This window comes from Clostridium sp. 1001270J_160509_D11, assembly GCF_015667935.1.
In the GTDB taxonomy this organism is placed as follows: Bacteria; Bacillota; Clostridia; order Peptostreptococcales; family Peptostreptococcaceae; genus Intestinibacter.
In genome coordinates this window covers 1-4,812 of the sequence record NZ_JADPET010000184.1, presented here as the reverse complement: position 1 = coordinate 4,812, position 4,812 = coordinate 1, and the positions used below count along the sequence as shown (strand labels likewise).

Here is a 4,812-nt window from a genome sequence, read left to right as displayed (position 1 = left end):
ATAAATTATAAAATTAATATATAACTAAAATTTATTTACATATTACAATTTGTTCTTTTATATCAGAATAGATTTCAAGTCCTTTTGTAGAGTAGACCTTGACTACATCTATATTTATTGAATTAGAAAATTCAGAAGCTATATTTTTGAGTTTTTTAAGTGAGTCTTCATTAAATACAACATTATCTTTATTGTCGAATAAAGCTACATAGAATATACCTGTTTCAACTAAGTCTTGGAAGAAATGACTTCCATAAGATAATTCAGGAACCACGTCTTTATCACTATATGCAATTTCGCACATAACAGACATATTGTTGAGTTCTGTAAAATGGACAGGTACTCCAAGTGACGGAGTAGATGTTCCCCAACGCCCTGGACCCATTAGCATAGTATTTTTATCTTTTAGTGAAGTATTTAAAATTCCTATTTGACGAGCTATTTTATATTTATCAACTTCACTTAGGCTAAGGTATTCATCTACTGATACATATACAATATAATCTATTGGAAGACGGATATTTCCGCCCATAAAATTGCCTTTAGAAGAAAATAGACAGTCTTTTTTATTTAATAATTTAGGAATTTCGATAGATTTACCTAGACCTCTAGTTTGAAGCGGTCTACATTGAACAATATTGATTTTGAAGCTACCATCTTTTTTAAAGTTAGCTGTAAACTCTATATCTACAGGATAGTCATATTCTTTTGAAATTATATGTAGTGCTTTTTTCATTGCCTCTGGAAAAGATGAATATTTTAATAATTTCTTAAAATTAAGTATATAAGGCGCACTATTAGGATTTAATCCTAGTTCTTTTAGTCTTATCTGAGTATTATAATCTTTAGAGCCAAATAAATTTATATCTGTTTTTAAATCTTCATTTATTACAACATCTAAATTTACATGGATGTGTTTGTTTGTACTTAGACTCAATACATCTACGGTATGCTGAGAGTATTTTTGTTCATCATTAGAATTCATAATAGGAAGTCGCATAGGGTCATCTAAAGTAACTATTCTTACATAATCACCGATTATACGGTCTACAGCTCTTGTCCCCAATCCGAAAACTAACCTTATCATACCATCATCCATATTTACATTTTCATCATATACATATAAATTAGAAGAATTTCCTACTCCTGCTAAGTGAGGGAAGTAGTACTCGCCGTGATAATCACCAGAAACCCTTTGGACTAAAATTGCCATTTGTTCATCTTTTTTATCTAAGCCCCTAGTTTTTCTATAATTTATTGCATCATCACTCATAGTACTTGCATATACAATTTTTATTGCATTTATAAATTCATTTAGTCTTTGCTTTGGAGTACCTTGATTTACACAAAATACACTTTCGTATTTGCCGGCAAATGCATTTCCAAAGTTATCTTCTAGTAAAGAGCTGGATCTTACTATTATAGGAGATTGGCCGAAGTACTCTAACATCTGCATAAATTGGTCTTTTATATCTTCTGAAAAATCTCCATTTTTAATTTCTTTTTTTAAAATAGGAGCGTATTTAAAATATCCTTCATCAGTTTTTTGTTTACTTCTTAAATCCCATAAATTATTTTCAACTATATAAGAATAATAAATATCAGTGCCGATAAAAAATGAATCGTGTTTTTCGAGTATAGGTTTGAAGTAGTCTTTTGTATCATCTAAAGAAGTTAAAATCTGAGTTGCAAGCAACATACCGATGCTTTTTCCGCCTATATTTCCAGTCCCGATTAATCTAGAAGTTATTTTTAATATATCGCTTAGAGAAAAGTATTTCATAATCATGTTGAAAATTTTTGAATCGTTTCCAATTAAACAAGATATTAATAGTTTTTTCATATCATCTTGGTTTTCTTTATTGTCCTTTAATGCTTTTCTAGCTGCATCAAGAGTTCGTCTCCAATATCCCATTTTTTTGCTACTTCTCCAATTTATATTTGAAAATAATTTTACTGTATCATCGCTTGAAGTTATCTGAACAGCTTGGTTACCATTTATTTGAAGAGGTAAAAACATAGTTGGAGAAAAACGGTCGGATACTTTAAGTGGATGTATATAAAACTTGTCCTTTATTGTATATATATCAAATATAACTTTTGCAATTTGTCTTACCTTAGAAGGTAAAACATATGAATGAGCTTTTCTCATAATTGCAAAACATGATACAGTATTTAGTTTATGAAGATAAGAGCATATTACAGAAAAAAAGTTTAATATCATAGAGTCAGAGTGCCACATTCTCTGTAGAGATGTCAGGTTATCGAATACATAATAGCAATTTTCGCCTTGAGATTTTATAATTTCATGAACTTTTAAAGTAAAGTAGTTAAAGCCTATATTTGGATCTAAATCAAATATTTTTATATTAGTTAAATCATCACTTATAGGTTCGTTGTTGATACTATCTTTAGTGTTATCGAGTGGATTGTCAAATACGGGTTTTTTGTCTGCAAATTTGAAATATACGATAATTTTATTGTTAGCTCTAGCTCGATTTATAAATGGAGTTATAAAATTTTTATAATCGTTAATTGTACCTACTTGACATACAATACTATCTCCAAGTCTTAGCATATTTATAGATTTATCAAAATCATCAATACCAGTACTTACAAAATTAGAATTTATCATAGGAAAAACCTCCTTAATTAAAAACATTAGAAATGAAATGTATGAATTAAAGTTTATGAAAAGATTTCTATATATATAAAAGTGTAGCATAGAATTTATATAAAATAAAACAAAAAATAGAAATCATATATCTTATAAGAAGTGAATAATATTTACTATGCGAGGAGTGATTAGTATGAAGATGATAACTATAAAAATGCCAAAATGGATATCTAACATAATATTAAAATTTATGAAAAAAAGTAAATAAGAATTTAAATAAATTAGACTCTCATAAGAAGAAAATAATAACTTTTGCAATGAAGATGAAATTTTTCGCAAAAGTTATTTTTTATGCAAATTTTTATTAATTTGTTTTTAGTGTAAAAAGAAGGTTATAAAAAAATAATTGCATTTGGAATAATTATGAAATAAAGCTATATATTGAAAAACTATAATTTTATCTAGTTATATCAACGATGAAATGAAAAAAAATAAATTTTAAAGTTATTTTTCTAGTAATTAAGTATAGTTTAATTTACAGAAAATTATGTTTTTTGATATTTTTATTTATTTTTTTTCATTTTGTGCTATAATATGTAATATATTAGAGTTGGAAATTGAAAAAATAATATATGATTTAATCTTAGTTCATATAAAGTAAACAATATTATTTTACTATTTAAAATAAGAATTCAAATTATATATTTAAACAAAGATTTTACAATAGATAACAATATTAATAAACTAAAGGAGAGGTTGAAAAATGGAGAGAAGTAATAAAAAACTTGGATTGACAACAAAAATTTTTATTGGTCTTATATTAGGGGCAATATGTGGGGTGATATTATACTATTATGTTCCTAATGGAACGTTTAGAGATGATATATTAATTAATGGGGCATTTTACGTTATTGGAGATGGATTTTTAAGATTAATGCAAATGCTAGTAGTTCCATTGGTATTTTGTTCATTAGTATGTGGTAGTGCAGCTATAGGTGATACTAAGACTTTAGGAAAAGTTGGGATGAAAACAGTAACTTTTTATATGCTTACAACAGCATTAGCTATAACAGTAGCTTTATCAGTTGGTAAAATTATAAATCCTGGTATAGGATTAGATATAAGTTCAGTTCAGCAAGCGGAGACTCAAGTTGCAGAAGCAACTAGTATAGCTGATACGCTTTTAAATATAATTCCTAAAAATCCAATTCAAGGATTAGCAGAAGGAAATATGCTTCAAATAATATTATTTGCATTAATAGTAGGTATATTAATAGCAAAAATGGGAGAAAGAGCAGGTTTATTATTAAAAGGATTTACTCAATTTAATGATTTAATGATGGAAATGACTTCGCTTATAATGAATGTCGCTCCATTTGGTGTATTTTGCTTAATAGCTAAAAATTTTGCTAATATAGGATTTGATGCGTTTTTACCAATGTTAAAATATATGCTTAGTGTATTTATAGCATTAGGGGTACAATGTTTTGTAGTTTATATGTTATTCCTAAAAGTAACTACTGGATTAAGTCCAGTTAAATTTATCAAAAAATTTGCTCCAGTTATGGGATTTGCATTTTCAACAGCGACATCAAATGCTACAATACCTATGTCAATAGATACATTACATAAAAAAATGGGTGTTTCTAAAAAAATATCATCATTTACAATACCTCTAGGAGCTACTATAAATATGGATGGTACTTCTATAATGCAAGGTGTTGCCGTAGTATTTGTTGCACAAGCATTTGGCATAACATTAACTCCAATGGATTACTTAACAGTTATAGCTACTGCTACGCTTGCATCAATAGGTACAGCAGGAGTTCCAAGTGTTGGACTTATAACTTTATCAATGGTATTTACATCAGTTGGATTACCAGTAGAAGGTATAGCTTTAATAATGGGTATAGATCGTATATTAGATATGACAAGAACTGCAGTTAATATAACAGGGGATGCAATTTGTACAACTATAGTTGCATATCAAAATAAAGATGTAGACATAGAAGTGTTTAATGAAGAAAAAGAGGCAGTTGAAATAGATCAATCAGAAGCTATAATATAATAGCTATATATAGAAGTAATAAAAAAGATACCGTATGATTTGCGGTATCTTTTTTTATTCTAAGGAAATTATATTTATTTATAAATTGTAGATAAGTATAATTTCCGTATATTTATTTCAAAAAATA

General features: G+C 27.3%; 2 protein-coding genes. One reads left to right on the top strand and one right to left on the bottom strand.

Going from position 1 to position 4,812, the window contains the following annotated elements:
- Nucleotides 1–31: 31 nt before the first annotated feature.
- Complete coding sequence (locus I4U58_RS12695) at nucleotides 32–2,635, bottom strand: PEP/pyruvate-binding domain-containing protein (RefSeq protein ID WP_195931711.1); 2,604 nt, start codon at nucleotides 2,633–2,635, stop codon at nucleotides 32–34.
- Between the two features lie 745 nt (nucleotides 2,636–3,380).
- On the opposite strand from I4U58_RS12695, the gene I4U58_RS12690 reads away from it, so the two are divergent.
- Nucleotides 3,381–4,685, top strand: coding sequence for a dicarboxylate/amino acid:cation symporter (locus I4U58_RS12690; RefSeq protein ID WP_195931710.1), 1,305 nt, complete (start codon nucleotides 3,381–3,383; stop codon nucleotides 4,683–4,685).
- The last annotated feature ends 127 nt before the right edge of the window (nucleotides 4,686–4,812 follow it).